General features: G+C 71.7%; 23 protein-coding genes and 1 pseudogene. 16 read left to right on the forward strand and 8 right to left on the reverse strand.

What is annotated here, in order from left to right:
• The first annotated feature begins 116 nt into the window (after positions 1-116).
• The 11 genes and pseudogenes from AB0E98_RS30470 to AB0E98_RS30520 all read left to right on the forward strand — a co-directional run bounded on the left by AB0E98_RS30470 (position 117) and on the right by AB0E98_RS30520 (position 8939).
• Positions 117-1037 (forward strand): DUF2520 domain-containing protein, encoded by a 921-nt coding sequence (locus AB0E98_RS30470; RefSeq protein WP_361708887.1) that lies wholly within the window; start codon positions 117-119, stop codon positions 1035-1037.
• Positions 1034-1900, forward strand: coding sequence for a pantoate--beta-alanine ligase (gene panC, locus AB0E98_RS30475; RefSeq protein ID WP_361708889.1), 867 nt, complete (start codon positions 1034-1036; stop codon positions 1898-1900). The genes AB0E98_RS30470 and panC overlap by 4 nt, the downstream gene beginning before the upstream one ends.
• Positions 1897-3579: pseudogene (locus tag AB0E98_RS30480) on the forward strand (L-aspartate oxidase); the annotation flags it as partial. The gene panC and the pseudogene AB0E98_RS30480, both read left to right, overlap by 4 nt.
• A gap of 39 nt (positions 3580-3618) precedes the next feature.
• The gene (gene nadC / locus AB0E98_RS30485; protein ID WP_361708959.1) at positions 3619-4644 is read left to right on the forward strand and encodes a carboxylating nicotinate-nucleotide diphosphorylase; all 1026 of its coding nucleotides are present in this window, start codon (positions 3619-3621) and stop codon (positions 4642-4644) included.
• Positions 4644-5441 (forward strand): type III pantothenate kinase, encoded by a 798-nt coding sequence (locus tag AB0E98_RS30490; protein ID WP_361708891.1) that lies wholly within the window; start codon positions 4644-4646, stop codon positions 5439-5441. Before nadC ends, AB0E98_RS30490 begins: the two co-directional genes overlap by 1 nt.
• A 109-nt stretch (positions 5442-5550) precedes the next feature.
• Complete coding sequence (locus AB0E98_RS30495; RefSeq protein WP_361708892.1) at positions 5551-6183, forward strand: hypothetical protein; 633 nt, start codon at positions 5551-5553, stop codon at positions 6181-6183.
• 89 nt (positions 6184-6272) lie between these two features.
• The gene (locus AB0E98_RS30500) at positions 6273-7058 is read left to right on the forward strand and encodes a hypothetical protein (RefSeq protein ID WP_361708895.1); all 786 of its coding nucleotides are present in this window, start codon (positions 6273-6275) and stop codon (positions 7056-7058) included.
• Positions 7059-7184: 126 nt separating this feature from the next.
• Positions 7185-7364: a hypothetical protein gene (locus AB0E98_RS30505; protein ID WP_361708961.1), complete on the forward strand. Its 180-nt coding sequence runs from the start codon at positions 7185-7187 to the stop codon at positions 7362-7364.
• Between the two features lie 150 nt (positions 7365-7514).
• Positions 7515-7910 (forward strand): BlaI/MecI/CopY family transcriptional regulator, encoded by a 396-nt coding sequence (locus AB0E98_RS30510; protein ID WP_126915359.1) that lies wholly within the window; start codon positions 7515-7517, stop codon positions 7908-7910.
• Between the two features lie 9 nt (positions 7911-7919).
• Positions 7920-8438, forward strand: a complete 519-nt coding sequence (locus AB0E98_RS30515) for an amino-acid N-acetyltransferase (RefSeq protein ID WP_071962335.1) — start codon at positions 7920-7922, stop codon at positions 8436-8438.
• Positions 8439-8600: 162 nt separating this feature from the next.
• Complete coding sequence (locus tag AB0E98_RS30520; protein WP_361708898.1) at positions 8601-8939, forward strand: Lsr2 family protein; 339 nt, start codon at positions 8601-8603, stop codon at positions 8937-8939.
• Here the strand turns inward: AB0E98_RS30520 and AB0E98_RS30525 are convergent.
• Entirely contained in the window at positions 8870-9670 is an 801-nt protein-coding gene (locus AB0E98_RS30525) for an SCO3374 family protein (RefSeq protein ID WP_361708901.1), read from the reverse strand. The genes AB0E98_RS30520 and AB0E98_RS30525 overlap by 70 nt on opposite strands.
• 481 nt (positions 9671-10151) lie before the next feature.
• Between AB0E98_RS30525 and AB0E98_RS30530 the strand changes: the two genes are divergently transcribed.
• Positions 10152-12677 (forward strand): ATP-dependent Clp protease ATP-binding subunit, encoded by a 2526-nt coding sequence (locus AB0E98_RS30530; RefSeq protein WP_361708903.1) that lies wholly within the window; start codon positions 10152-10154, stop codon positions 12675-12677.
• A 159-nt stretch (positions 12678-12836) separates the two neighbouring features.
• On the forward strand, positions 12837-13472 hold the full coding sequence (locus AB0E98_RS30535) for a LysE family translocator (RefSeq protein ID WP_361708905.1): 636 nt from the start codon (positions 12837-12839) through the stop codon (positions 13470-13472).
• A 3-nt stretch (positions 13473-13475) separates the two neighbouring features.
• Here AB0E98_RS30535 and AB0E98_RS30540 read toward each other — a convergent pair whose 3' ends face one another.
• Positions 13476-16784 (reverse strand): NACHT domain-containing protein, encoded by a 3309-nt coding sequence (locus AB0E98_RS30540; RefSeq protein WP_361708907.1) that lies wholly within the window; start codon positions 16782-16784, stop codon positions 13476-13478.
• Complete coding sequence (locus AB0E98_RS30545) at positions 16781-17119, reverse strand: trypco2 family protein (protein ID WP_361708909.1); 339 nt, start codon at positions 17117-17119, stop codon at positions 16781-16783. Before AB0E98_RS30545 ends, AB0E98_RS30540 begins: the two co-directional genes overlap by 4 nt.
• Positions 17120-17479: 360 nt before the next feature.
• Here AB0E98_RS30545 and AB0E98_RS30550 point away from each other — a divergent pair, with 360 nt between their 5' ends.
• Positions 17480-18223, forward strand: coding sequence for a peptidoglycan DD-metalloendopeptidase family protein (locus tag AB0E98_RS30550; RefSeq protein WP_361708912.1), 744 nt, complete (start codon positions 17480-17482; stop codon positions 18221-18223).
• Between the two features lie 22 nt (positions 18224-18245).
• On the opposite strand, the gene cseC is transcribed toward AB0E98_RS30550, so the two are convergent.
• The 5 genes from cseC to AB0E98_RS30575 all read right to left on the reverse strand — a co-directional run bounded on the left by cseC (position 18246) and on the right by AB0E98_RS30575 (position 22715).
• Entirely contained in the window at positions 18246-19541 is a 1296-nt protein-coding gene (gene cseC / locus AB0E98_RS30555) for a two-component system sensor histidine kinase CseC (protein WP_361708914.1), read from the reverse strand.
• An 89-nt stretch (positions 19542-19630) separates the two neighbouring features.
• Positions 19631-20341 (reverse strand): two-component system response regulator CseB, encoded by a 711-nt coding sequence (cseB, locus tag AB0E98_RS30560; RefSeq protein WP_361708916.1) that lies wholly within the window; start codon positions 20339-20341, stop codon positions 19631-19633.
• A 7-nt stretch (positions 20342-20348) separates the two neighbouring features.
• Entirely contained in the window at positions 20349-21005 is a 657-nt protein-coding gene (locus tag AB0E98_RS30565) for a hypothetical protein (protein WP_361708919.1), read from the reverse strand.
• Entirely contained in the window at positions 20993-21544 is a 552-nt protein-coding gene (locus AB0E98_RS30570; protein WP_126915368.1) for a SigE family RNA polymerase sigma factor, read from the reverse strand. Before AB0E98_RS30570 ends, AB0E98_RS30565 begins: the two co-directional genes overlap by 13 nt.
• A 265-nt stretch (positions 21545-21809) precedes the next feature.
• Positions 21810-22715 (reverse strand): A/G-specific adenine glycosylase, encoded by a 906-nt coding sequence (locus tag AB0E98_RS30575; protein WP_361708921.1) that lies wholly within the window; start codon positions 22713-22715, stop codon positions 21810-21812.
• Between the two features lie 161 nt (positions 22716-22876).
• Here AB0E98_RS30575 and AB0E98_RS30580 point away from each other — a divergent pair, with 161 nt between their 5' ends.
• Positions 22877-23398 (forward strand): pyridoxamine 5'-phosphate oxidase family protein, encoded by a 522-nt coding sequence (locus tag AB0E98_RS30580; protein WP_361708923.1) that lies wholly within the window; start codon positions 22877-22879, stop codon positions 23396-23398.
• Positions 23399-23630: 232 nt separating this feature from the next.
• A complete protein-coding gene (locus AB0E98_RS30585; protein WP_361708926.1) occupies positions 23631-24404 on the forward strand; it encodes a hypothetical protein in 774 nt (257 codons plus the stop codon).
• Positions 24405-24457: the final 53 nt, after the last annotated feature.

Here is a 24457-nt window from a genome sequence, read left to right on the forward strand (position 1 = left end):
GCCCGACGTTGTCCACAGGGCTGGGGACGGCCCGGGACCGCCCCGCGCGCCTCGCGTAGCATGACAAAGGAATCGTCCGGTACCCCCGCGGACTGGAACGGAAGGCATCCCGCCGCGTGAACGCACACCTCCCCTCCGAGCACACGAGCCCCCGGGACCGCCCCGCCAGGCTCACCGTCGGCGTGGTCGGCGCCGGTCGTGTCGGCCCCGCCCTGGCCGCGTCCCTCCAGCTCGCCGGGCACCGTCCCGTCGCCGTGTCGGGCGTCTCCGACGCCTCGCTGCGCCGCGCCGCGGCCATGCTGCCGGACGTGCCCGTCATGGCGCCCGCCGATGTGCTCGCCCACGCCGAGCTGGTCCTGCTGACCGTGCCCGACGACGCCCTGCCGGGCCTGGTCGCCGGGCTCGCCGAGACCGGCGCCGTCCGCCCCGGCCAGCTCCTCGTGCACACCTCCGGCCGGCACGGCACCGCCGTCCTCGACCCGGCGACCCGCGTCGGCGCCCTGCCGCTGGCCCTCCACCCCGCGATGACCTTCACCGGCACCCCGGTGGACGTCCAGCGCCTGGCCGGCTGCTCCTTCGGCGTCACCGCCCCCCAGGAGCTGCGGCTGGCCGCCGAGGCGCTGGTCATCGAGATGGGCGGCGAGCCCGAGTGGATCGAGGAGAGTGCCCGCCCGCTCTACCACGCGGCCCTCGCCATCGGCGCCAACCACCTCGTCACCCTCGTCGCCCAGAGCATGGACCTGCTGCGCACCGCCGGGGTCGAGCACCCCGCCCGGATGCTCGGCCCGCTCCTGGGCGCCGCCCTGGACAACGCCCTGCGCAGCGGCGACGCCGCCCTCACCGGCCCGGTCGCCCGCGGCGACGCCGGCACGGTCGCGGCTCACGTCGCAGAGCTGCGCGCCCACGCTCCCGGGGCCGTCGCCGGATATCTGGCGATGGCCCGCACCACCGCGGACCGCGCCCTCGCGCACGGCCTGCTCAAGCCGGAACTCGCGGAGGACCTGCTCGGCGTCCTCGCGGACGGAGGCAACCAGTGACCGCCCAGCTCATCCGTACCGCAGCGGAGCTGCACTCCCTCCCGCGCGGCGGCCGCCGCGCGGTCGTCATGACCATGGGCGCCCTGCACGACGGCCACGCCACCCTCGTCCGCGAGGCGCGCAGGCTGGTGGGCCCGGCGGGCCAGGTCGTCGTCACCGTCTTCGTCAACCCGCTCCAGTTCGGCGCCGGCGAGGACCTCGACCGCTACCCGCGCACCCTCGACGCCGACCTCGCGATCGCCGGAAAGGCCGACGCCGACTTCGTCTTCGCCCCGTCCGCCGACGAGGTCTACCCCGGCGGCGAGCCCCAGGTCCGGGTCACCGCCGGCCCCATGGGCGAGCGCCTCGAAGGCGCCAGCCGCCCCGGCCACTTCGACGGCGTCCTCACCGTCGTCGGCAAGCTCCTCCATCTCACCCTGCCGGACGTCGCGCTGTTCGGGCAGAAGGACGCCCAGCAGCTCGCCCTGATCCGCCGCATGGTGCGCGACCTCAACTTCCCCGTGGAGATCGTGGGCGTGCCCACGGTCCGCGAGGGCGACAACCTCGCCCTCTCCAGCCGCAACCGCTACCTCTCCGACGCCGACCGGGCCACGGCGCTGGAGCTCTCCCGCGCCCTGCTCGCCGCCGGCGCCTCGGCCGGCGAGGGCGCCGCCCCCGTCCGGCGCTCCGCCCGGGCGATCCTGGACGGCGCGGCGGGCATGGAGCCCCCGCTCCGCCTCGACTACCTGGCGCTCGTCGACCCCTCCGACTTCACCGAGGTCCCCGACGACTACAGCGGCGAGGCCATCCTCGCCGTCGCCGCCAAGGTGGGCACCACCCGTCTGATCGACAACATCCCCCTCACCGTCGGAGCGGCGCGATGACCGGCATACGACTCCATGCCCCCCGCCCCGGCTGGTCCGTCGACGCCGACGTCGTGGTCGTCGGCTCCGGCGTGGCCGGCCTGACCGTGGCGCTGCGCTGCGCGGCGGCCGGCGCGAGCGTCACCGTCGTCAGCAAGGCGCGCCTCGACGACGGCTCCACCCGCTGGGCCCAGGGCGGCATAGCGGCCGCCCTCGGCGACGGCGACACCCCTGAGCAGCACCTCGACGACACCCTCGTCGCCGGCGCGGGCCTCTGCTCGGAGGAGGCCGTACGGACCCTGGTCACCGAGGGCCCCGACGCCGTGCGCCGCCTCATCGCCACCGGCGCCCGCTTCGACACCGACGCCGGCACCGGCGAGATCCTGCTGACCCGTGAGGGCGGCCACCACCGCGACCGCATCGCCCACGCCGGAGGCGACGCCACCGGCGCCGAGATCTCCCGCGCCCTCGTCGACGCCGTGCGCACGGCGGGCATCAAGACCATCGAGCACGCCCTCGTCCTCGACCTTCTCAAGGACGCCGAGGGTCACGCGGCGGGCGTCTCCCTCCACGTCATGGGCGAGGGCCAGCACGACGGCGTCGGCGCCGTCCGCGCCCGGGCCGTCGTCCTGGCCACCGGCGGCATGGGCCAGGTCTTCTCCGCCACCACCAACCCCGCCGTCTCCACCGGCGACGGCGTCGCCCTCGCCCTGCGCGTCGGCGCCGAGGTCTCCGACCTGGAGTTCGTCCAGTTCCACCCGACCGTGCTGTGGCTCGGCCCCGACGCCGAGGGGCAGCAGCCCCTGGTCTCGGAGGCCGTCCGCGGCGAGGGCGCCCACCTGGTGGACGCCGACGGCGACCGCTTCATGCTCGGCGCGCACGAGCTGGCCGAGCTCGCCCCGCGCGACATCGTCGCCAAGGGCATCATGCGGCGCATGCGCGAGACGGGCGCCGAGCACATGTACCTGGACGCCCGCCACTTCGGCCCGGAGAAGTGGGCGCGCCGCTTCCCCACCATCCTGGCAGCCTGCCGGGCACACGGCATCGACCCGGTCACGGACCTCGTCCCCGTCTCGCCCGCCGCGCACTACGCCTCCGGCGGTGTACGGACGGACCTGCGCGGCCGGACGACCGTGCCGGGCCTGTACGCGTGCGGCGAGGTCGCCTGCACCGGAGTCCACGGCGCGAACCGGCTCGCGTCCAACTCCCTCCTGGAGGGCCTGGTCTTCGCGGAACGCATCGCGGCGGACATCGCGGATTCGACGGATTCGGCGGATTCGACGTTCGGGGCGACGGGTGAGCGGGCGGGAGAAACCCCCACCACGGCGGGAGAGCCGGAAACGCTCCTGATCCCCACCGAGGCACGAGCCGAGATCCAGCGCGTCATGACGGCGGGCGCGGGCGTCCTCCGCTCCGCGCGGAGTCTGGAAGAAGCCGCTACGCGGCTGGCCCGCATCCGCGAGGAAGCCACCGACAAATCCCCTGTCCCCGGCACCGAGGCCTGGGAGACGACCAACCTCCTCCTCGTCGCCCAGCTCCTGGTCGCCGCCGCCCTCCGCCGGGAGGAGACCCGCGGCTGCCACTGGCGCGAGGACTTCCCCGACCGCGACGACGACCGCTCCCGCCGCCACCTCCTGGTGACGCTGCGCCCGGATCGCACCCTCGCGGTCTCCACCACCGAGTCGGCCGCCTTCCCGCCCGTAGAGCCCGTATCCGCCTCCGCCCCCAAGGAGAACAGCGTGAGCACCACCGACGACGCCCCCCTGCACCAGATCGGCCGTTCCGGCCGGGAAGCCGCCGAGCCGGAGGCGACCGGGGGCTGCGGCGACGCCTGCGGCTGCTCCGGTGGGGAGTACGACGCGGACGACTTCGAGTGCGGGCTCGACCCCGAGCTCGTACGGCTGCTGGTCGCGGCCGGGCTGGACCCGCTCCAGGTCGAGGACCTCGCGCACCTCGCCATCGAGGAGGACCTCGACGGCGGCAAGGACATCACGACCTTCGCGACCGTCCCCGAGGACGCCGTCGCCGCCGGTGACTTCACCGCCCGCGAGGCCGGCACGGTCGCCGGTCTGCGTATCGCCGAGGCCATCCTCTCCGTGGCCTGCACCGACGAGTTCGAGGTCGAGCGGCACGTCGAGGACGGCGACCGGGTGGAGGAGGGCCAGAAGCTGCTGACCGTCCGCACCCGTACCGCGGATCTGCTCACCGCCGAGCGCAGCATGCTCAACATCCTCTGCCACCTCTCCGGCATCGCCACCGCCACCCGCGCCTGGGCCGACGCCCTGGAGGGCACCGGCGCCGCCGTCCGCGACACCCGCAAGACCACCGTGGGGCTGCGCGCGCTGGAGAAGTACGCGGTCCGCTGCGGCGGCGGCGTCAACCACCGCATGTCGCTGTCCGACGCCGCGCTGGTGAAGGACAACCACGTGATCGCCGCCGGCGGTGTCGCGGAGGCGTTCCGGGCCGTGCGCCAGGAGTTCCCGGACGTGGACATCGAGGTCGAGGTGGACCGGCTCGACCAGATCCCGCCGGTCCTCGACGAGGGCGTGGACCTCGTCATGCTCGACAACTTCACCGTCGAGCGGACCCGCGAGGCCGTCGCGCTCGTCGCCGGCCGCGCCAAGCTGGAGTCCTCGGGCCGGCTGACCCTGGCCAACGCCCGCGCCTACGCCGAGACCGGCGTCGACTACCTGGCCGTCGGCTCGCTGACCCACTCCTCCCCGATCCTGGACATCGGCCTGGACCTCCACGAGGAGGCCTCCTGATGCTGCTCACCATCGATGTCGGCAACACCCAGACCGTCCTCGGCCTGTTCGACGGCGAGGACATCGTCGAGCACTGGCGCATCTCCACCGACCCGCGCCGCACCGCGGACGAACTGGCGGTGCTGCTCCAGGGCCTGATGGGCCGCCATCCGCTGCTGGGCGACGAGCTGGGCGACGGCATCGACGGCATCTGCATCTGCTCGACCGTCCCCTCCGTGCTCCACGAGATGCGCGAGGTGACCCGCCGCTACTACGGCGACGTCCCCGCCATCCTGGTCGAGCCGGGCGTGAAGACGGGCGTGCCGATCCTCATGGACCAGCCCAAGGAGGTCGGCTCGGACCGCATCATCAACGCGGTCGCCGCCGTCGAGCTCTACGGCGGCCCGTGCGTCGTCGTCGACTTCGGCACGGCGACGACGTTCGACGCGGTGAGCGCGCGCGGCGAGTACGTCGGCGGTGTGATCGCCCCCGGCATCGAGATCTCCACGGAGGCCCTGGGCGTCCGCGGCGCCCAGCTCCGCAAGATCGAGATCGCCCGCCCGCGCAGCGTCATCGGCAAGAACACCGTCGAGGCCATGCAGTCCGGCATCCTCTACGGCTTCGCCGGCCAGGTGGACGGCGTCGTCAGCCGGATGGCCCGTGAGCTGGCCGAGGACCCCGACGACGTCACCGTCATCGCCACGGGCGGCCTGGCCCCCCTGGTCCTGGGCGAGGCGTCCGTCATCGACGAGCACGAGCCGTGGCTGACACTCATCGGCCTGCGGCTGGTCTACGAGCGCAACATGATGCGGGGCTGAAAGGCCGGGGCGGCGATGCGGTTGGGGGGCCGGGGCATGCAACCAAACCCCCACCCTTGACGGTCTGACAGCACGCAGACGGACCGGAACCAAGGGCGGGCGGACACGCGTGAAGCCGAAGCGAACAGCGCGTCAGATCGCGGCAGCGGCAGCCGCCCTCACCCTCGCCGCCCTGACGGGCGGCACCGCGGCCGCCGCCCCCCGGCCGTCTCCGCCCGCCGACTACCAGGCCATCGCCCACCCGGTCGCGGGCCGCGTGGGCCAGACGGTCGACGTCGAGGTCGGCGTGCGCAACGGCGGCCCCGGCCCGGCCGCCGCCGACCGCCGGGCCTACGAGGTCACCGCGCCCGAAGGGACCACCATCGCCCCCGGAGGCGACGCCGGCCACCGCTGCGCCCCGCACGACACGGCCGCCCGCGACTACCTCTGCGCCATCGGCGGCGACTTCGCCGCCGGCGAGCGCGAGACGCTGCGCTTCCGGATCCGCATCGACAAGAAGGTCGAGGGCGCGGAGGGCTGGGTCCGGATCGCCGGCCCCGGCAACACCCCCGACCCGGATCCCGCCAACGACAACGCGCCGATCGTCGTCGAGATCACCGGCGCCGCGCCCGGCCCCATGCCCCGCCACCGGCCCATGGACGACGGCGCGGCCTCCGCGACCCTGCTGCTCGCCACCACCTCCGGGACCGCGCTCTCCGCCGGCGCCATAGCCCTGGGCGCCGCCCGCCGCCGTGAGCACTGACCGCCCGCCCTCGCCCCGTTCAGCCCTTGTGCCACGCCCAAAATGACCAGCTAAGCGAATTTTGTCCGCTTAGCACTTAAAGTCGGCCCATGCCCACGCCCTATGGATCCCGCGGCGGCATGGCGTTCAGCGCGGACGAGCTGCGCGTGCTGCGCCGTGCCCTCGACATCGCACTCCGCCCCGATTCCGTTCCCACCCGCCCCGGCCCCGTACGGGACGCCGAGGTCCGGGACTGCCTCCGGCTCGCCGAAGCCATGACCGAGGCCGACCACGAGGCCGGCCGGCTCCGCGCCTTCCTGCTGGCCGAGCTCGCCCGCTACCGCGCCGCCCTGCCCGGTGCCGCGCCCGGCTACGCGCGGCTGCTCCGGGACGCCCTCGCGGACGGCTATCAGCCCGGCTCCGAGGATCTCGCCGCCCTGCGCTCGCTGTGCGCGCTCCCGGTGGGCGGCACCGAGGCCGGTCACCGCCGCGCCCTGCTGCGACGCTGCGAGCACCTCGCCGAGCAGGCCGTACGGACCCGGCCCGCGGTCCGGGCCGCCCCCGCCGTGCCGGGCGTCCCCGGCGCCCGCCCCCAACCGGGGCGCGCCCACTCCTCGTGCGCCCTCCCGGCGCGTACGCGCCTGCTCGCGCTCCCGGGCGGCCGTACCCCGCACACCGACGAGGCCGATCCCCGGCCCGGGGTCGCGTCCCCGGAGAAGCCCGCTCCCGCGCCCCCGGGCAAGCCCGCCCCCACGCCGCCGCCCGCCGCCCCTCAGCCGAAGCCGGCGCAGCCCGGCCGCCCCATCCCGACTCCCGGCGAGGTGTTCCCGCCCCGCCGTAAACCCACCCCACCGCCGGGAGCCGTGTCCGGCCTCCCGGCGGCCCGCCCGGCCTGACCCGGCCCGGCCCTCTCGGCATTCCGGCCGCCCGGCACCCGGGCGGCCCGGGGGAAAAGGCGGATGCGTAATCTGGACGAGTCGCGCAGCCGGCGCGAAACCCCGATCCAGAAGGAGCCGACGGCCATGGACTATGTCGCCGCGCTGGTCCCGCCCGTGGTGATGGCGATCGCCTTCACCGCGCTGGTCGTGACGATCGTCAAAAGTCAGGGTGGTGCGAACAAGGCGAAGGAAGACGCCATCGTCGACGCCGCACTGGCCCGGGTGGAAGCCGCCCAGCAGTCCTCGAAGCCCGCCGGGGCCTGAGGACGCCGCGCGTACGGACGTACAGAACGGGCGCGGGGCGTACGGTCCGGGGCTATTCCCCGGGACGTACGCCCTTTTCGCTGCCCGGATTGCCGCGCTGAACCGCGCCGATAAACCGGCATTCGCGACATCTCCCACTATTATTCGCGTGTGGTTCGACGCCTGGGTGAACTGGAAGACGCCGTGATGACGCGCGTGTGGGAGTGGAACCGGCCGGTCACTGTCAGAGAAGTCCTGGAAGACCTTCAGCAGGAACGGTCCATCGCGTACACGACCGTGATGACCGTAATGGACAACCTGTATCAGAAGGGCTGGCTCCGCAGGGAAGCCGAAGGCCGCGCCTATCGATATGAGGCGGTCTCCAACCGGGCCGCCTACTCGGCCGCACTGATGAACGAAGCCTGGTCCCTCAGCGACAACCCCGCCGCCGCTCTCGTCGCCTTCTTCGGCATGATGTCGGCCGAACAACGGGAAGCGCTCCGCGACGCGATCCGGGTCGTGCAACTCGACGGGCCCGACGAGACCCCGGGAGCGCCGGGGCGATAGCGTCCGGTCATGTCCGCTCTAACTAAAGTCGTCACCGTCCGCAGGGCCCGCACCAGCGATGTGCCCGCCGTCCGCCGGCTCATCAACGCCTACGTGCGCGACCGCATCCTGCTCGACAAAGCGACGGTGACGCTTTACGAGGACATCCAGGAGTTCTGGGTCGCCGAGCGGGACGAGGACGGTACCGTCATCGGATGCGGTGCTCTCCACGTGATGTGGGAAGACCTCGCGGAGGTGCGCACTCTCGCGGTCGACCCCGATGTCCGGGGCGGCGGAGTGGGCCACCAGGTACTGGACAAGCTGCTCCAGACCGCGCGCTGGCTCGGGGTGCGGCGTATTTTCTGCCTCACCTTCGAAGTCGACTTCTTCGCGAAGCACGGCTTCGTCGAGATCGGGGAGACGCCGGTGGACGGTGATGTCTACAGCGAGCTGCTGCGTTCCTATGACGAGGGTGTTGCCGAGTTCCTGGGTCTCGAACGAGTGAAGCCGAACACCCTTGGCAACAGCCGGATGCTTCTGCATCTGTGATCGCGGTCCCTATGTCCGAATCGCGCCCCTATCGAGGACGCCCGGAAGCCATCGTTCCCACGGGGAAGGCCAGCTGAACCTTCCCGGAGGGTTTGTGTTTTTCCGGGAAAGGCGGTTTGCTATTCCTTCGTAATCCTTTTCCGCTGATGAAAGGAATCCCCCGTGGCGCAGAAGGTTCAGGTCCTTCTTGTCGACGACCTCGACGGCGGCGAGGCCGACGAGACCGTGACGTTCGCCCTCGACGGCAAGTCCTACGAGATCGACCTCACGACCGGCAACGCGGACAAGCTGCGTGAGGCGCTCGCGGACTACGTGAAGGCGGCCCGTCGCACCGGCGGTCGCGCTTCCGCGGCCCGCGGCAAGGGCCGTGTCGCCACCGCCGTCGGCAGCCCGGACACCGCGAAGATCCGCGCCTGGGCCAAGGAGAACGGCTACAACGTCAACGACCGCGGCCGTGTCCCGGCCGAGATCCGTGAGGCGTACGAGAAGGCCAACGCCTGATCGTCCGGTTCTTCTCCCGGTCCTCCCGGGCGATCCCCCGGCGGCTGATCCCTGCGCGCCCCCTCGGCGCGCAGCAGTCGGGCCCGATGGCACTCCGTGGCCGCCGCGCCCACGAGCCGCACGAGGTCGGGGGCGCCACCGCTGCCGTCCACGCCGACCACCGGCAGCGTCGGCTCCACCTCGCACCCCGGCTCGGGAGGTCGCACCCAGACGGCCTCGGCGCCCTCCTGGGAGCCGTACGGGCCGCACCGACCGGCCCGGCCCGAGCGGCCGCGCCGGGCGCGTTCCCCGGCCCCGCCGGGATCCGGGCGGGCTCCGGCACCGACAGGAGCCGGAGCGACGATCCGGCCGCCCGCACCCAGGGCGGTCAGCTCCAGGGCCACCCCGCCCCACTCCAGCCAGCCGAGCAGCCCCGGCAGCTCGTCGGCGGTGCCCGCGGCGGTCAGGAACCACATCGTCCGGCTGCCGCGGTCCAGCGCGACCGGACCGGTCGAGGGAACCCGCCCGAGCACCGCTCGACCGGCGTCCGCCGGCATCCCCAGGGCGTCGAACCGGACCCCGGTGAGCAGCTCCACGGGCCGCCCGCCCGCGGTCGGCCCCGTCGGCCAGCCGAGCACGCACTCGTACCACTGGCGCCAGCGGCGCCGCGTGCCCGGATCCCGCGGACCCGGCGCTCCCGGCGGGAGCGATTCGTCCGAGGGGCGGCAGGGGCGCGGGAGGACTACCGTCATGAACGGTGCAACTGTGGAAGACCCCAGAGGTTACGCGCTGTGGACGGTTGAACACTCCGCGTATAACACAAGCGGAGCGCATGGGCGCGCCGGGTGGTGCGGGGGTGTTCGCCCGTAGCGGATGCACAGGGGGTGCGCCGCATGGACTGTCAGTGCTTGCGGGTAAGACATTCCCCGAGGGGAGACGCGGTGCGACGGGCCCCGGAGCGCGCCACCGGGGGTGGTGGCCGGACCGGGGGCGGGCGTGTCGGCCCAGGTGGGCGTTCGCCGTGGGCGTACTGATGGTGGGCGTATATGCCTGGCCTGCGGGAACATCGTCTCCCACCATCAGGTTGGAGCAGATGTCGGCTGTTCGGGGCAGGAGGCCAAGGACGGGTGTCGGCAGTTGGAATGAGCTGTCCCGCCCAGCGGGACTAGCATGCGGAAGGACAGGGAGGGGACCGACCCCTAACTGCCTGACCGCTCTGAGGAGCGATTAACGATGTTCGAGAGGTTCACCGACCGCGCGCGGCGGGTTGTCGTCCTGGCTCAGGAAGAAGCCCGGATGCTCAACCACAACTACATCGGCACCGAGCACATCCTCCTGGGCCTGATCCACGAGGGTGAGGGTGTCGCCGCTAAGGCCCTGGAGAGCCTCGGGATTTCGCTCGAGGCGGTCCGCCAGCAGGTGGAGGAGATCATCGGGCAGGGCCAGCAGGCTCCGTCCGGCCACATCCCCTTCACCCCCCGTGCCAAGAAGGTCCTGGAGCTGTCGCTCCGCGAGGCCCTCCAACTCGGCCACAACTACATCGGCACGGAGCACATCCTGCTCGGCCTGATCCGTGAGGGCGAGGGCGTCGCCGCCCAGGTCCTGGTCAAGCTGGGCGCCGACCTGAACCGGGTGCGGCAGCAGGTCATCCAGCTGCTCTCCGGCTACCAGGGCAAGGAAGCCGCCACCGCCGGCGGCCCGGCCGAGGGGACCCCCTCGACCTCGCTCGTCCTGGACCAGTTCGGCCGCAATCTCACGCAGGCCGCTCGCGAGTCCAAGCTCGACCCGGTCATCGGGCGCGAGAAGGAGATCGAGCGGGTCATGCAGGTGCTGTCCCGCCGCACCAAGAACAACCCGGTCCTCATCGGCGAGCCCGGTGTCGGCAAGACCGCCGTCGTCGAGGGCCTGGCCCAGGCCATCGTCAAGGGCGAGGTGCCCGAGACCCTCAAGGACAAGCACCTCTACACCCTCGACCTCGGCGCCCTGGTCGCCGGCTCCCGCTACCGCGGTGACTTCGAGGAGCGCCTGAAGAAGGTCCTCAAGGAGATCCGCACCCGCGGCGACATCATCCTGTTCATCGACGAGCTCCACACCCTGGTCGGTGCGGGCGCCGCCGAGGGCGCGATCGACGCCGCCAGCATCCTCAAGCCGATGCTGGCCCGCGGCGAGCTCCAGACCATCGGTGCCACCACGCTGGACGAGTACCGCAAGCACCTGGAGAAGGACGCCGCCCTCGAGCGCCGCTTCCAGCCCATCCAGGTCGCCGAGCCGTCGCTGCCGCACACCATCGAGATCCTCAAGGGTCTGCGCGACCGCTACGAGGCCCACCACCGCGTCTCCATCACCGATGAAGCACTGGTCCAGGCCGCCACCCTGGCCGACCGCTACATCTCGGACCGCTTCCTGCCGGACAAGGCCATCGACCTGATCGACGAGGCCGGCTCCCGGATGCGCATCCGCCGGATGACCGCGCCGCCGGACCTCCGCGAGTTCGACGAGAAGATCGCCGACGTGCGCCGCGAGAAGGAGTCCGCGATCGACTCGCAGGACTTCGAGAAGGCAGCTTCCCTCCGCGACAAGGAGAAGCAGCTGCTGGCCGCCAAGGCCAAGCGGGAGAAGGAGTGGAAGGCCGGCGACATGGACGTCGTCGCCGAGGTCGACGGCGAGCTGATCGCCGAGGTCCTCGCTACCGCCACCGGCATCCCGGTCTTCAAGCTGACGGAGGAGGAGTCCTCCCGTCTGCTGCGCATGGAGGACGAGCTCCACAAGCGCGTCATCGGTCAGAAGGACGCCATCAAGGCGCTCTCCCAGGCCATCCGGCGCACCCGCGCGGGCCTCAAGGACCCGAAGCGCCCCGGCGGATCGTTCATCTTCGCCGGCCCCTCCGGTGTCGGTAAGACCGAGCTGTCCAAGACGCTCGCCGAATTCCTCTTCGGCGACGAGGACGCGCTGATCTCCCTCGACATGTCGGAGTTCAGCGAGAAGCACACCGTCTCGCGTCTCTTCGGCTCCCCGCCCGGATACGTGGGCTACGAAGAGGGCGGCCAGCTCACCGAGAAGGTGCGCCGCAAGCCGTTCTCCGTCGTCCTCTTCGACGAGGTCGAGAAGGCCCACCCGGACATCTTCAACTCGCTGCTCCAGATCCTGGAGGACGGTCGCCTGACCGACTCCCAGGGCCGAGTGGTCGACTTCAAGAACACCGTCATCATCATGACGACGAACCTCGGCACCCGGGACATCTCCAAGGGCTTCAACCTGGGCTTCGCCGCCCAGGGCGACGTCAAGACCGGCTACGAGCGGATGAAGGCCAAGGTCAACGAGGAGCTCAAGCAGCACTTCCGGCCCGAGTTCCTCAACCGTGTCGACGACACGGTGGTCTTCCACCAGCTGTCCGAGGAAGACATCATCCAGATCGTCGACCTGATGGTCGCCAAGGTGGACGAGCGGCTGAAGGACCGCGACATGGGCATCGAGCTCAGCGCGGACGCCAAGCTGCTCCTGGCCAAGAAGGGCTACGACCCGATCCTGGGCGCCCGCCCGCTGCGCCGGACCATCCAGCGCGAGATCGAGGACATCCTCTCCGAGAAGATCCTCTTCGGTGAGCTGCGCCCCGGTCACATCGTGGTCGTCGGCATCGAGGGCGAGGGTGAGGAGAAGAAGTTCACCTTCCGCGGCGAGGAGAAGTCGGCCCTGCCCGACACCCCGCCGGTCGAGTCCGCCGCCGGTGGCGCGGGCCCGAACCTCTCCAAGGACGCGTAAGCGGCGTTATCGACGCCTGAAGGGTCGGCCCCGGGACCGTGGAGACACGGTCCCGGGGCCGACCCGTTTTCGGGCCGCGTGCCTTGCCCTGCCCGATACCGGATATCGCGGCCGCAGACCATAGCCGGTCTGATCATCGTCTGGTTAGGCTCACGGTCCATGGCCGTTACAGCTGCTCTGTGGTCCTTCGCCCTGGTCGTAGGGCTCCTCACCATCACCCCGGGCCTCGACACCGCCCTCATCCTGCGCACCGCCGCCCGCGGCGAGCACCGCCGCGCGTGGGGCGTCGTCCTCGGCATCCAGACCGGCACCCTGTGCTGGGGCGCCCTCACCTCGGCCGGCGTGACGGCCCTCCTGGCGGCCTCCCGCCTGGCCTACGAGACGCTGCGCTGGGCCGGGGCGGCATACCTGCTGTGGATGGGCGCGCGGATGCTGTGGGAGGCGCGCGGCCGTTCCGCGGCGATGGCGGACGAGCGGCCGGAGCCCGCCGCCCCGGGCGGCTTCGCCGTCGGCTGGCGGCAGGGGCTGGTCACCAACCTGCTCAACCCGAAGATGGGCGTCTTCTACGTCGCCGTCCTGCCGCAGTTCATACCGGCGTCGGCGCCGCACTTCCTGATGGGGCTGGCGCTCGCGTCGGTGCATGTGGTGCTGGCTCTGGTGTGGTCCTTCGTCCTGGTGGGCTTCGCCCGGGTGCTCAGGGACTGGCTGCGGAGGCCGGCGGCCCGGCGGGTGATGGACCGGGTCACGGGGACGGCGATCGTGGGGTTCGGGGTGAAGCTGGCGGTGGGGGAGTAGGGGTCAGGCGCGGTGGCTGCTCCTGATGGTGAGACGGTCGCCGAGGCGCTCGGCGCCGATCACTTTCAACTGCTGTTGTTCGCTCGTCCACACCTCCAGCGCGACGCGAGATGCGAGCTGATCGGAGACGTCCAGTTCCATGAGGCCCGGGACGGCGGGCCTGAGGTGGAGCTCGTCGAGTTCGGGAAACGCCCGGAACAGTCCGGCAGCCACCCTGAGCTTTTCGGTGAGTGTCAGGCCGAGTGAGCGCACCTGGCGGAGCGGCTTCGCTTTCACGAGGTCCTCGGCCGCCTTGATACGGAGTTCGAGGGTGTGCAGCCGGTGCAGCTCCGCCAGCTTGTCGAGCTCCGCCGGGGACGACAGATCCGCCTCGATGTGCAAGGACCGGAGGCTTGCCAGAGCCGAGATGCCGTCGAGCCGCACAGGATCCCTTTGATGAGAGAGGCTGAGGGTGGAAATCTCCGGAGACAGCGGAGGAATTCTTCCGCCACTGTCGGACGGCAGGCCGAACAGCCGCAGGGATGCGAGGACCGGTAACTCGGCGAGAACGTTCAGGGCAGCGAACGAAAGATATTCTGCCTCCAGCGTCAGATTCTGAATCCCCGAATCGGCCAGGGCTGTCATGTCGCACAGCCTGTAACAGCCGGTAATCCGCATGTTGCGAATCTCCGGATGATCTCGGATGAAATTCAGATTCGATGCGACGAGGTTTTCGGTGAGGCTCAGACCTGCCAGGGGCCGGCCGGAAAGGGACCGGCCGATGTTGTCCGCCGTATGGCCGCCCACGATGTCCAGAGAGCCGATGGGGCCGAGAGCCGGGAGCTGGGCGAGTTCTTCCGGCGAGGAGACGACGAGCCGGATGTCGTCCAGTCGCATGTCCGTAAGGACGTGTTCGACGAAGGCGCGGGCCTCGAAGCGTCTCCATGCGTCCGTCACCTGGCCCCGGACCCGCGCCGACGCGTGCTGGCCGTAGCGCTTGAGGAGCGGTAGCGCGGCGTCCCCGAGCGAACCGAGTACTTTCACGACGTGCTGTGCCGGCTCGATGGCCAGCCTTTCGGGCCCCGGCAGCACCGGCAGGATCTCCGGACCGAATGCCGAGAGGAGTTCCGCCTCCCGCTGAGTGGTCGGCGGGCCGAGTGCCCGGAGCCCGTCCCAGACCGCCTTGTGCAGTTCGTCGTCCAGATACGCCGCACTGATCGCGCACTCCACCGCCAGCGTGCGCAGCGCCCACCGGGCCCACCGCCCGTCGGTCACTTCGACGGCCTCGATCAGCCCCGCGATCACCCGCCGGACCTCACCACGCCCGCAGTGCCCGATGACCAGCCGGATGACGTCCTGCCATTGCTCCTCCGCCGCGTGCCCCAGCAGCTCATCCAGCGAATCGCTGTCCTGGAACTCCTTTGCCGCCAGGTAGTCCTGGAAGGTGCGGTGGATGAACTGAAGGGAATCCGTGGTGCGTTCCTGTAGCAGACCGCTGCGGTTGAGGAGATGCGTCAGGACCTGTTTCGCCGAGCCCTGCTCACGGACCCTGCGCAAGCCCTTCATCGCGTGTTCGAGCTGCCGCACCGCCTGCTCTCGCGAGAGCTCGGCGCGGCCGTTCCGCACCAGCCAGACGGCGATGCGCTGGAGCAGTTGCCGGCTGTCCTCGATCGTGAGGTCGATGCCCTCGGGGCTGCCGACGCGGCGGTGGGCGTCGCGGTTGCCCAGCAGCATGGCGAGCGCGGCCTCGTAGAGGTGCCAGCGGGTGCGGGGGAGGAGGCCCTGGCGCCGCCGGTGGAGGGCGCAGATCACCGCGCACAACAGCGGAGTACGGGCCAGGTCGCGCAGCCCGGCGTTGCGCTGGAACTCCTGGGCGAGGTCGCGTTCGAGGGCGGTGAGGCGGGCGCGTTCGTGCTCGGCGCGCAGCCCGTCGGCGTAGCCGTCGCATTCCAGGCGGGCGGCCTTGTGCCAGGCGGCCACGAAGGACTGGATGTCGCCGTCGCTCATGGGCAGGAGCTGAAGCTCCTCGAAGCCTTCGGGCTCCAGCCAGGCGTTGTCCACGGCGCGCGGTCGCACGGTCACCAGGCAGCGGGTGTCCGGGTACATCCGCAGCAGGTCGGCGAGCCATCTGCGGGCGGTGCCGCGCTCGGCCTTCGGGAGCTCGTCCAGACCGTCGACGAGCAGCAGGGCCCGTCCCGCCTCCAGGACGCGGCCGGCCCAGCCGTCCGGCGCCTCGTCCACCTGTAACCGGGCGATGGCGGGCAGCTGGGCGGGGGTGGGTGTGGTGACGCCCTGGGCGGTGAGGCTGCGCATGGGGATGACGAAGGGGATCAGGCCGTTGAGGGCGGCCAGCTCCTTGGGAAGGGTCCGGCAGGCGGCGTGCGAGGCCAGCCACCACACGAGCGTGGTCTTCCCGGCCCCGGCCTCGCCCCGTAGGACGGCACGCGGCCGTGAGCCCAGCAATTCCTCGACCCGGTGGGGCTCAGGGCGGAGGTTCGCGCTGTCGGGGCGGTCGACGACCCCCGGAGCCAGCGCTTCCAGGCTCAGATAGGCCGTGTCCAGGTCCCAGCTGTTCTCATTGCCGCCCAGGTCGTCGAGGCCGAAGATCTCCATGCGGCTGTAGCGGGCCTTGACGGCTTTGGCGTACCGGTCCTCGTAGGTGAAGTCGGCGGGGTTCTCCGGGCTGAGCACCTCCAGCGCGGGTCGCAGGCCGAGCACACCGGCGGTGGAGGAGAAGCCCGGAGACAGGAGGATCTTCTCGATCGGCACGGCGTCGATGGCAGAGTGCTGCCAGCCCGCGCGGTCCTCGATGGCCATGCCGAGGAGGACGGGTCCCGCGAAGACAGGCCCTCCCGACAGCCCCGCCCACGGCGACCCGTCGCGAAGAGGGCGTGGCGGGTGGTGCTCGCTGTGCAACACGTAGCGCTCGCGCAGCCGGCCCGATGTGGGCATCAGGGTGCACAGGACCTGTACAGCCTCGAGCTGGTCCCCCGCGAACCGCTGCACCTGCGGGAAGCCGAGCACCTGGCACCTGTGCACGGCTCCGGCGCGGGTGAGCGTGCCGTAGCGCAGCGGCGGCATGCTGTCCGTCGGCACGAGGTCGTGCTCGGCGAACAGCAGAGCGGCGTCGCAGTCCCCGGGGGCCCCGGCCCAGACGAGCCTGCAGGACGCCGTTCCGCGCTTGCCGGGTATCGCGACCGTGGCGGTCGAATCACCGGTGAGGACATGCGCCGCCGTCAGCACCAGCCGCGACGTCAGCAGCACTCCGCTGCCCTGCCGCGCCCCCAGCACCGCCACCAACCGGTCCTCGACCGACCGGACCGGTGAGGTCACGGCTCTTCCGCGAGCCCGAACCCGGAAAGCCCGGCCGGCCGGTCGTTGCCGACCTTCCAGCCCTCGCCCGTGCGGCGGTCCTTCGGGGTCAGCTTGAAGGCGACCTTGTGGGTCCGCGTGGACCCCCGCGACGCGTCCGTGCCCGCGTCGACGACCCAGGCCTTCACGCCGCCCCGGCCCTTCACGTCCCGGCGCAGCTCGACCGTGAACTCCATGGCGATCTCGCCCACGTCGAACGTCAGGTCCTCCCCGGCCCCGGCCGCCGCCGCGGCGGTCAGGCCGTCGCGTATGGCCCGGACCGCGTCCGGCAGTTCGATGTCGTCGAAGTCGCTCATCGTGATGCCCCCCGGCACTTCCGTTCCCCATCCGCACAGTCCGTGTGCGCGCGCTGACCCGGAGCGTACCGTCACCGCCGGGACTTTGGTCCCGGAATCCATGGGGCTGTAAGTCCCGGCGCGGTGACAAGACCCACAGGCCGTTTCGCCGCCACTAAGCCGGTTAGTGGAAACCCTCGCGGGAGGAAACACCCGATTCACCCCCGGAGGGGCCCGCCCGCAACGCCCAAGATCATTTCTCTATTACGGCCCGCGCTAGTAGTGCCGCGCTTTGTCAGCACCACCGAACACCGGTTACCAAGGAATGGCGATCCCGGCCCCGACGGCCGGGACCTGTTCTTTTTTCGGAGGTTTTCCCGTATGCCGAAGCCGAAGCGCACCGCTTTCCGTAACTCGAGCAAGACCGCTTTCCGCGCCCGCACCGCCGCTCTCGTGGCAGCCGGGCTCGGAGCGTCGGTCGCGCTCGGTTCCGGGGTCGCGCTCGCGGCAGGCGCCTCCGCCTCGGTCGGTGTCCTCCCCGCCTTCGAGTCCGCCGCGTCGCTGAGCGGCGCGCTGCACGCGCAGGCCGAGACGCAGCTGAAGGCGGCCGAGACGGAGAAGCAGGAGACGGCCAAGCGCGCCGAGGAGGCCCGGAAGCGGGCCGAGGACGCCCGCAAGGAGGCCGAGGCCTCGCGCAGCCGCGCCAATGCCTGGGTGCACCCCGTCGACGGCTATCAGATCGGCCAGCCGTTCGGTAAGGCCGGCAGCATGTGGGCCAACACCCACAGCGGCCAGGACCTGGTCGTGAACTCCGGTACGTCCGTGAAGGCCGTCCACGCCGGTACGGTCGTCAAGGCCGGCCCCAACGGTGGCGGCGACGGCCCCGCGTACGGCAACGCCGTCGTGATCAAGCACGCGGACGGCCAGTACTCGCAGTACGCCCACATGTCCTCGGTGAAGGTTTCCGTGGGCCAGCGGGTCATGACCGGCCAGGACATCGGCCTGTCGGGCTCCACCGGCAACTCCAGCGGCCCCCACCTGCACTTCGAGATCCGTACGACCCCGGACTACGGCTCCGCCGTCGACCCGGCCGCCTTCATGGACGCCCGCGGCGGCGCGCTCTGACCGAAACCCGGTACGGCGTCGTTCAGACGCTGATCACCGGAAAGCTGCTCGTACTCGTCGGCGACGACTCCGGCAGCCACAGCACCGCGATCGCACCGCTGCCGCCCTCGACCACCGGGTCCGCGTTGCGGAAGGTCAGCCGGGCGCCGAGGACCCTGGCCTGGCCGGCCGCGATCGTCAGGCCCAGGCCGTGGCCCTTGCCCGCGCGGTCCTCGCTGCCCGTACGGAAGCGGCTCGGGCCCTCCCGCAGCAGTTCCTCCGGGAAACCGGGGCCGTGGTCGCGCACGCGCAGCACCCGGCCCTCCACCGTGACCTCGACCGGGCCCTTGCCGTGCTTGGCGGCGTTGGCCAGCAGATTGCCCAGGATGCGCTCCAGGCGGCGCGGGTCGGTGGAGACGTACGCCGTCCGCAGGACGCTCACCTCGGCCTCCGGGGCCGCCGCCCGCACCCGGCGCTGGACGAACTCGCCCAGCTCGATGTCCTGCATCTCCGCCCGCTCGGCGAAGCCGTCCAGCCGGGCGACCTCCAGGACGTCCTCGACCAGCGTGCGCATGGCCTGCGCCCGGTCCCGTACGAGCTCGGTGGGCCGGCCCGGCGGCAGCAGCTCCGCGGCGGTGAGCAGACCCGTGACCGGGGTGCGCAGCTCGTGGGCGATGTCGGCGGTGACGCGGCGCTCGGCCTCCAGCCGGTCGCGGAGCGCCTCGGCCATGCCGTCGACGGCCCGGGCGAGGTCGTCGGTCTCGTCGCGCACCCGGCCGCCGATGGCGTCGCGGACGCGGACGTCCGACTCCCCGTCCGCGAGCTTGCGGGCGGCCGTGGCGGCCTTGCGCAGCCGCCGGGAGAGCTGGCCGCCGACGAGGATGCCCAGCGCCGTGCCGCCGAGGACGACGGAGACGGAGCCGATGATCAGGGCCCGGTCGAGGTCGTTGAGGATGTCGTAGCGGTCCTTGAACCGGGTGTGGATCGAGAGGATCTTGCCGTCGCGCAGCGGGGTGGAGGCCCACACCTCGGGTGCTCCGGTGCCGTTGTCCTGGAGGTAGGTGGCGCGCAGCCCGAGCTCGGCGGCCTCGCGCAGCTGCTTGGGCAGCGCCGGGTCGTTGACCTGGGCGCGCAGCATCCGTTTGCCGCCGGTGGACTCGTAGTAGCGCTGCGCGATCTGGACCCGGTCGTCCATCTGGTCGCGGCTGCTGTTGAGCATGGAGACACGGGCCGCGTTGTGGACGACGAGACTGAGCGCGACGGCGACGAGCGCGCCGACGCAGGCGATGGCCAGACTGACCTTCCAGCGCAGGCCACTGCGGAGAGCGAGCTTCACCACGACTTCACCCTGACACGACCGGGCTCTCCGACACGAACGAGCCGGCCGGGACGACCGCCGGGACGACCGCCGGGACGATCACCGGGGCCTCAGCCCCGGAGCTTGTAGCCGAAGCCACGGACCGTCTCGATGCGGTCCTGGCCGATCTTGCCGCGCAGCCGCTGCACATGGACGTCCACGACCCGGGTGTCGCCGCCCCAGCCGTAGTCCCACACGCGCTCCAGCAGCCGGTCGCGGGAGAGGACCGTGCCGGGCGAGGCGGAGAACTCCAGCAGCAGCCGCATCTCGGTGGGGGTCAGGGCGACGGGCGTGCCCGCCTTGCGGACCTCCATGCCCTCCGTGTCGACCTCCAGGTCGCCGAAGCGCAGCACCCCGCCCTCGATGCCCTGGGGCTCCTCGGCCGCGCCGTTGCCCCCGGTGGCGCCGCTGGCGTGCCCGAAGCGGCGCAGCACGGCCCGGATGCGGGCGACGAGCACGGCGCCGTCGAAGGGCTTGGTCACATAGTCGTCGGCGCCGGCCTCCAGGCCCAGCACGACGTCGATGGAGTCGGCACGCGCCGAAAGCATGATCACGGGGACGGTGGACTCGTCACGGATCCGGCGGCACAGGCTGACCCCGTCCAGGCCCGGAACCATCACATCGAGCAGGGCGATGTCCGGCTGCTTGGCCCGGAAGCTCTCCAGCCCCAGCAGTCCGTCCGGCACCGCCGTCACCATGAAGCCGTCGCGCTCCAGAGCGAGCTGCGTCGCCTCGCGGATGACGTCGTCGTCCTCGACGAAAAGCACATGCGTATCGGCCACGCCGCTCTCAGCCCTCCGATCCTTCACTCGGCACCTTGCCGGTGTTGCCGACCTTGTTGTAGTCGGTGTGGGTGCGGCCGGTCTCGTGGAACGTGCCGTCCGACCAGTGGTACGTCAGGACGTCGACCCCCGAGGGGCAGCAGACCGCGTCACCCGGACCGTAGACCTGCTTGGTGATCGTGAGATCCCGGCGGTCGATGTCCGCGTACACGGGCGACTGCTCGACCGTGAACACATTCTCGTACGAGTCCCCCTTGGGACGGTACACATACGAGCCGATGCCGAGGGAATCCCCGCACGTCAGCACGTTCACCACCACATCGGTACGGTCGCTTCCGGTCAGCTGGCCGTAGGTGACGTCGACCGGGTACTGGTCCTTGACGCAGGGCTTGAGGTTCTTCTTGATCTGATCGCTGACCTTGGGGTCGGCCTTGATCAGCTTGATCGCGTCGATCTTCTGGGCCGGGGTCGCGGTCGACGCCGCGGGCGTACGCGAGGCGGCCTTCGCGGCGGGCTGGTTCTGCGCCGGCCCCTCCTTGCGCACCCCGTCGCCGCTCGTCCCGCAGCCGGCAAGCAGAAGACCGGCGGCAGCGGCCATCGCAGTGACCGCTCCACCGGTGATCATGGCCGGCCCGAAGCCGGCCGCGCGCTTCAGGCGGCGCACCGTTCCTGCCCCCGATCGACGCGCTCAAGGGCGTGGAAGTCCAGGTCCCGGCTCTCCAGCTCCTGACGCAGCCGGGCCAGCGCGCGGTGCAGCGTGCTCTTGACCGTCCCGGTCGACATACCGAGCGCCTCCGCGGTCTCCTCGGTACTCATCTGCTCCCAGTGTCGCAGCACGACGACGCTGCGCTGCTTGGGCGCGAGGACCCCGAGGATGTCCATCAGCAGCGCGCGGTCGGCGTGCTGCTCGGTGCCGTCCTCGACGCTGGCGTCGGGGAGCTGCTCGGTGGGCACCTCGTCGAGCTTGCGGGCGCGCCACCACTCCGTACGAGTGTTGATCATGACGCGGCGGAGGTAGGCGTCGGCCAGCGACTTGTCCGCTATCCCGTCCCAGCGTCCGTAGGTGCGCACCAGCGCGGTCTGGAGGAGGTCCTGCGCGTCGATGGGGTCCGGGACGAGACGCCGGGCACTGCGCAGGAGGGCGTCCTGACGGTTGCGCACGTACTCCTCGAAGTCCAGCACCTTGCCGCTGCTGCCCGCCATAACCGCAGCCTCCAATCCACTCGCGTTCCCCGCGCCACGCTGGTGGTCCTCCAGCACGGGTAGGACGCTACGGAGGAGCTGTTGCGGCGCGATGTGCGAGAGCCCGTCGGCTGGTGCACAGCTATCCATAGGTTGTGTAACAGCCGGAGGAATAGATCAAAGAAAGACCGGCTCTGTCCGTTTCGGAAGCAAGGCGGGGGCGGCTCACGACGATGGCTTTGTGAGCGCTGTATGACGGCTGTGCGCACAGCCGTACGCGTGGCCGTTACGTCAGCGGCAGCCGGTAGCGTCCGTCCGCCAGCGGCTCGACCAGCCCGTCGGCCACGAGCCCGTCCAGCGCCCGCGCCCGCTGCACCGGCTCGTGCCACACCGCGTCCAGCGCGGCCTGCGGCACCGGCGCGATCGCCTCGCGCAGCACCGCCAGCAGTTTGCCGCGCACCTGCCGGTCGGTGCCCGCGTACGTCTGGCCCCGGCGCGGCGGCCCGTCGTGGGCGGGCGACCCGGCGGCCAGCCACGCGCACTCGGCGGCGATCGGGCAACTGTCGCAGGAGGGCGTACGGGCCGTGCAGACCAGCGCGCCCAGCTCCATCGTGGCGGCGGCCCAGCGGGCGGCCACCGGCTCCTTCTCGGGCAGCAGGGCGCGGGCGAGCCGGCGCTCGGCGGCGGTCGTGGCGTTCGGCGGGTACTGGGTGCCGGTCACCGCCCGCGCGAAGACCCGGCGGACGTTGGTGTCGAGGACCGCGTGGCGCTGCCCGTAGGCGAAGGACGCCACGGCGGCCGCCGTGTACTCGCCGACGCCCGGCAGCGCCAGCAGCTTGGCGTGATCGCTCGGCACCTCGCCGCCGTGCCGCTCGGTGATAGCCGAGGCGGCGGCGTGCAGCCGCAGCGCCCGGCGCGGATAACCCAGCCGACCCCAGGCACGCACCGCCTCGCCGGGCGGCTCGGCCGCCAGATCGGCCGGGCGCGGCCAGCGGGCCAGCCACTGCTCGTACACCGGCAGCACCCGGCTCACGGGGGTCTGCTGGAGCATGAACTCGCTGACCATCACCCCCCACGGCCCGGCCTCCGGGCGGCGCCAGGGCAGATCACGGGCGTGCACGGTGAACCAGTCGATCACCGGGGCGTGCAACAGGGTGGACGTCTGAGGCGTGGTGGCAGGCATCGCAGTCATGGCACTTCCGATCCTGGCACGCCCGGGCGGAGCGGCGAAACGGCTGGGGCCCGCGTCGGCCATGCGAGCCCCCGGCCGCCCCGATCGGGTGAGCGCCACCACCGCCGACCGGCCCCGCCCGCGCCACTTCGTCCACTTCCCGCACTTCCTAGGCTGATCCCATGACCGACCCGACAGACCGTCCGCACACGCCGCTCACACCGCCCGCCGAGATCCCCGCCGAGATCAGGGACGCTCTCGACGCGCATACGACCCTGACCCTGGCCTACGTGGACGAGGACGGTCCGCAGGCGTGCGCCGTGCTCTACGCGGTGCACGCGGCCATCGGTGAGTCCGGTGAGTCCGTTCCGTCGCTCCTCTTCGTCACCTCCAGCACCACCCGTCACGGCCGCGCCCTGCTCGCCGACGACGGCCGTGTCGCCTTCACCGCGCAGCGCGACGGACAGGACTGGACCTCGCTCACCGGCGTCCAGGGCCGTGGCACCTGCCGCCTCCTGGAGGGCGCCGACCGCGAGGCCGCCTGGCACGCGTACAGCACGCGCTTCCCGTACGTGGAGCGGAGCGACCGGCTGAGGCGGGCGATGGAGCGCACCGGGCTGTGGGAGCTGCGCCCGGACTGGCTGCGGCTGGTCGACAACGGCCGGGGGTTCGGGCACAAGACCGAGTGGGAGCAGACCGTCTGACGAGCTGTCCGGCGAGCCGTACGAACGCTCGCGGACCGTGCCGATGACCGGGCGGACCGTCACCACGGTCCCGGTTGCGGGCAGATGATGGGAAAAGCAGGCACTCCTACGGCGGGTACTGGCTGGTCCCCCGGCCGATCTCTCGTAGAGTTTTCGCGTGGGATCTCTGCGCAATCCGATCGGGCCGCTTCCTTCCTCCATCTACTGGCGGCGGAGGGGAGTTGCGCTTGGCATGCTCGGACTTCTGGTGCTGGCCGTCATCTGGTTCCTCGCCATGGGCGGTGACGGCGGCGGCTCCGAGGGCGACCAGAGCGAGGGAGCCAAGAACGGCCAGGCGCCGTCGGCGGACGCCACGATCACTCCCGGCCCGACGCCATCGGGGCCGCACATCGGTCAACGACCGGGCGGACGCGGCGATTCGGGCGGCGGCGGGTCCACCGGCGGTGGCGGCGGCTCCGGTGACCGTGCTGGTGGCGGCGGTTCCGGGGCGGCCGGTGGCGCGGGCGGCGCGAATGGTGCGGCCGGCGCGGCCGGTGGCTTCGGTGGCGGCCCCGGGCTGGCGGTGACCGGCGACAGCAAGCCGGTGGCGGCCGGGTCGAGCCTGCCCGACTGCACGCCGGGTTCGGTGCGGCTGAGCGTGCGCAGCGTCAAGGACTCCTACCGACCGGACGAGAAGCCCAAGTTCGAACTCGTCGTGAAGAACTCCGGCGGCAGCGCCTGCAAGGTGAACTTCGGGGCGACCGTCGCCACGTTCGTCATCACCGACGACAAGGGCGAGGAGCACGTCTGGAACTCCGGCGACTGCCCCCGGGGCACGGGAGCGGTGCTCTTCGAGGTGCCGGGCTCCGGCGAGACCAAGCGCACCGTGGAATGGGACCGCAGGCGCAGCGCCCCGCAGTGCGCCACGCCCTCCGGCGCCTCGGCCGCGGTGGCGGGGACCTACCGGGTCGAGGTGAAGATCGCCGGGGTCGCCGACCGCACGGAGTTCGTCCTGGAGAAGGCCTGAGCCCCGTAAGGGGCGCGGGGAGCTGCGCGCCCAGCCACAGCGGGCCCGCAGCT

Source organism: Streptomyces sp. NPDC037389, assembly GCF_040636475.1.
Taxonomy (GTDB): Bacteria; Actinomycetota; Actinomycetes; order Streptomycetales; family Streptomycetaceae; genus Streptomyces; species Streptomyces hesseae.

Excerpts from the sequence above, each read along its gene's own strand:
- AB0E98_RS30505 (WP_361708961.1), top strand. The coding sequence starts at position 7,185 with ATGGACTATGTCGCCGCGCTGGTCCCGCCCGTGGTGATGGCGATCGCC.
- AB0E98_RS30545 (WP_361708909.1), bottom strand. The coding sequence starts at position 17,119 with ATGAGCGACTTCGACGACATCGAACTGCCGGACGCGGTCCGGGCCATA.
- AB0E98_RS30585 (WP_361708926.1), top strand. The coding sequence starts at position 23,631 with ATGCTCGGACTTCTGGTGCTGGCCGTCATCTGGTTCCTCGCCATGGGC.
- AB0E98_RS30515 (WP_071962335.1), top strand. The coding sequence starts at position 7,920 with ATGTCCGCTCTAACTAAAGTCGTCACCGTCCGCAGGGCCCGCACCAGC.
- AB0E98_RS30530 (WP_361708903.1), top strand. The coding sequence starts at position 10,152 with ATGTTCGAGAGGTTCACCGACCGCGCGCGGCGGGTTGTCGTCCTGGCT.
- AB0E98_RS30580 (WP_361708923.1), top strand. The coding sequence starts at position 22,877 with ATGACCGACCCGACAGACCGTCCGCACACGCCGCTCACACCGCCCGCC.
- AB0E98_RS30570 (WP_126915368.1), bottom strand. The coding sequence starts at position 21,544 with ATGGCGGGCAGCAGCGGCAAGGTGCTGGACTTCGAGGAGTACGTGCGC.
- AB0E98_RS30490 (WP_361708891.1), top strand. The coding sequence starts at position 4,644 with ATGCTGCTCACCATCGATGTCGGCAACACCCAGACCGTCCTCGGCCTG.
- AB0E98_RS30525 (WP_361708901.1), bottom strand. The coding sequence starts at position 9,670 with ATGACGGTAGTCCTCCCGCGCCCCTGCCGCCCCTCGGACGAATCGCTC.
- AB0E98_RS30500 (WP_361708895.1), top strand. The coding sequence starts at position 6,273 with ATGCCCACGCCCTATGGATCCCGCGGCGGCATGGCGTTCAGCGCGGAC.
- AB0E98_RS30550 (WP_361708912.1), top strand. The coding sequence starts at position 17,480 with ATGCCGAAGCCGAAGCGCACCGCTTTCCGTAACTCGAGCAAGACCGCT.
- AB0E98_RS30575 (WP_361708921.1), bottom strand. The coding sequence starts at position 22,715 with ATGACTGCGATGCCTGCCACCACGCCTCAGACGTCCACCCTGTTGCAC.
- AB0E98_RS30535 (WP_361708905.1), top strand. The coding sequence starts at position 12,837 with ATGGCCGTTACAGCTGCTCTGTGGTCCTTCGCCCTGGTCGTAGGGCTC.